Source organism: Stenotrophomonas sp. 05L44_2 (assembly GCF_056665995.1).
On record NZ_JBFTNR010000546.1, the window covers coordinates 1 to 2,852 of the forward strand.

A 2,852-nucleotide genomic window follows, 5' to 3' on the forward strand; every position below is an offset into this window, starting at 1 on the left:
GACTGGCAGTCAGCTGTACGCAGCCAAGCAGGAAATCGCTAGGAACGGAGATGAGATCGAGCGTATGAAGGGCATGTCAGATAAAGGCGTGAGGTATGTTCTTCAGCAAGCACTTGATGAACGAGGAGGGCCGATTGATTTCGCTGGATCGCGATTGACTGGGATTGATTCGGGGGATATCTCATCTGCCTTCAGTACTGATGCAGTTAACGGCAGTCAGCTGTATGTGACTAATCAGCGAATCGCGAGCGTTGAATCGACTCATCGATTCTTCAAAATCGGTCGGGACGATTTGAGTGAGGACGCCAAGGCTGGATCGTTTGGTGTTGCGATTGGTGAATCCGCGCAAGCCACACCTAAGGATGGAGGTGAGGGTGGAACAGCCGTTGGCGCTTTTGCGATTGCTTTGGGCAAGAATTCCGTTGCTCTGGGGAGAGGGGCCTTGGTCGAACAGGGAGCAGATAGCGCATTCGCTCTCGGTGTAGGGTCACGTACGGCTGGTTCTGATAGCGTGGCGCTAGGCGCAGTCACTAGAACAGAAGTCGGTGCGGTCAGGTCCGCCGCCATTGGCATGGGATCCGTTGCCACAGAGGCAGACACGGCATCCTTCGGAAATAGCAGATACCAGCGCCGCCTCGTCAACGTAGCCAACGGCCGCAACGCCAACGACGCCGCCACCATCGGCCAGCTCCGTGGCGCACTGTCTGCCCTCGGCGGCAACATAGACGCCAACGGCAACGTCACAAGCCCCGGCTTCAACGTCCAGGGCCAGCAGCAGAACACCATCAATGAAGCCCTCGCCACGCTCGACTCGGCCGTAGTCACCACCGGGTCTCGTGTCGACCACGTGGAAACCCAGCTCCGCTCGGTGTTCCAGGAATCTCCGTCCGTCCGCAGCGACGGCACCGCCCAGCTCACCCTGGCGGGTGCCAACGGCATGGTCATCTCCAACGTCGCCAACGGCTTGATCGCCGCCGGCAGCCGCGAGGCGGTCAACGGTGGCCAGTTGCATGCCGCGCAGCAGCAGCTCAACGGTCGCATCGATGGCCTGGAGCAGCGCGTGGACGGCCAGCCGCAGGCGCGTGCAATGGCCACGGCATCGGCGGCGCCGACCGAAGAGATCATGCCAAGCCCGGAAGCCAGCGGTTCGCCGCAGGTCGCTTCGGCAGGCGAGGGCGCTTCGCCTGCATCGCAGCCGAAGGCGAAAAAGGATGACTCGCCCGCGCCCACGCCGCAGGTTGATACCGCCGAGCTGGAAAAGATGCTGGCCCGCGCCAACGAGTACACCGATGGTGCGATCAGCAACTTCGAGCGCCGCCTGGACAAGATGGACAAGCGCTTCAACCGCATGGCGGCGATGAGCAGTGCGCAGACGGCCATGGCCATGAACACCGCTGGCCTGGCCACCTACAACCGCCTTGGCGCGGGTGTGGGCTACGCCGAGGGCGAGTCGGCCATGGCGGTGGGTTACCAGCGCGTGCTCAACGACAAGGGCTCAGCCACCTTCAGCCTCAATGGTGCCTTCACCAACAGCGGTGAACGCAGCATGGGCGTGGGTGTGGGCATCGGCTGGTAAGCCATGGCGCCCCGGTGTGGTGCGCGTAACGAGCCCCGCCGCGCCGGGGCCATTGCAGAGGAGGTTGCAATGTATCGCTTCATGAGCCGCTTCATGACCTATCGGCGCTACTACCTGTGGCGCGCCCGCATCCGCTACTTCACCCACGACATGGATACGTGGACGCTGGCCTGCCTGGTGCTGATGGTCTGCATGGGGTTGATGGTGTGGGGGTTCTGGCGCGTGGTGAACGTGCCGCAGCCGCGCATCCATCCGGAGGCCGCAGCCGTGCGGGTGGAGGTGCTGACCGACGAAGCGATCCACCGCATCGTGCTGGTGCGCCACGGCGGCACCACGCCGGGTGATCCCTTCTACAGTGCTGCGGAGATCCGCGGCAGCACCCAGCGAACGCTGCGGGTCCGGCAGACCCTGCAGGATCCGGTGGCGATGAAGCTGCAGGCGGACATGTACGCCGACATCGCCGACTACATCAACGCTACCGGTGCCTGCATGCCGTTTCCTTGCCGCCGCGTGAGTTTCCGCATCGAACAGCTGCAGCGGTCGGGGCACGAGAGTGCGGTACGCAACAAGGCGCTCGCCGAGATCCTGCAGGTGCCGTGGTACCTGGTGCCGAACCTTGATGGCGAACGCACGCGCGTGCGCAGTGGTTGGGCGGATGACTTCCAGGATGTGTATTCGCATGCCTGGAACCTGCATGACCTGCAGAAGATGCATGCGCGCATGATGGCCGAGTACCCGTACCGTGCGGCGGTGCCGTGGCTGGCACGATTGGCAACCCCTGCCCAGGAACAGCTGATCTTCCAGTAGCGCCGGGCCATGCTCGGCTGCTCTTGGCGCAGAGCCGGGCACAGGCCCGGCTCTACCAGGATCAACCGCCGATGTAGGCGGTGATTTCCATCTCGGCCAGCAGCTGCCGCAACTGCGTGGCCGAGGCCCGCCGCATGGGTTTCTCGTCCACCGGCGACAGCGGGGCCTGGCGCAACGCATCGTAGGGCAGGACGGCCAGGTCGAAGGTCAGGTCTTCGGCACTGAACACCCACACCGGCACATCCAGGTTGCGCTCACGGTCCATCCGCAGGCGCCGCGTACGCGATTCGGCGGGGATGCGATGTTCGTCCAGGAAGCGATGCACGGCCTCCGGGTCGTCACTGTGCAGGTGCAATTGCACGGGGCTGTTGGCATCGGCGGTGCCGTCCAGCACCGGTCCGGCCAGGCGCGGCGAAAACCCGTGCAGGAACTCCAGCGCCCGCAACGCGGACTCGCGCCGCCGCTGTAG

2 protein-coding genes and 1 pseudogene are annotated in these 2,852 nt (G+C 64.1%); 2 read left to right on the plus strand and 1 reads right to left on the minus strand.

The features are described from left to right. A partial coding sequence (locus AC1VAN_RS17120; RefSeq protein ID WP_480986280.1) for a YadA-like family protein occupies positions 1-1,576 on the plus strand: 1,576 nt, incomplete at its 5' end. A gap of 69 nt (positions 1,577-1,645) precedes the next feature. Continuing rightward, on the plus strand, positions 1,646-2,383 hold the full coding sequence (locus AC1VAN_RS17125) for a hypothetical protein (RefSeq protein WP_032977004.1): 738 nt from the start codon (positions 1,646-1,648) through the stop codon (positions 2,381-2,383). A gap of 61 nt (positions 2,384-2,444) precedes the next feature. Here the strand turns inward: AC1VAN_RS17125 and AC1VAN_RS17130 are convergent. Further along, positions 2,445-2,852: pseudogene (locus tag AC1VAN_RS17130) on the minus strand (hypothetical protein); the annotation flags it as partial.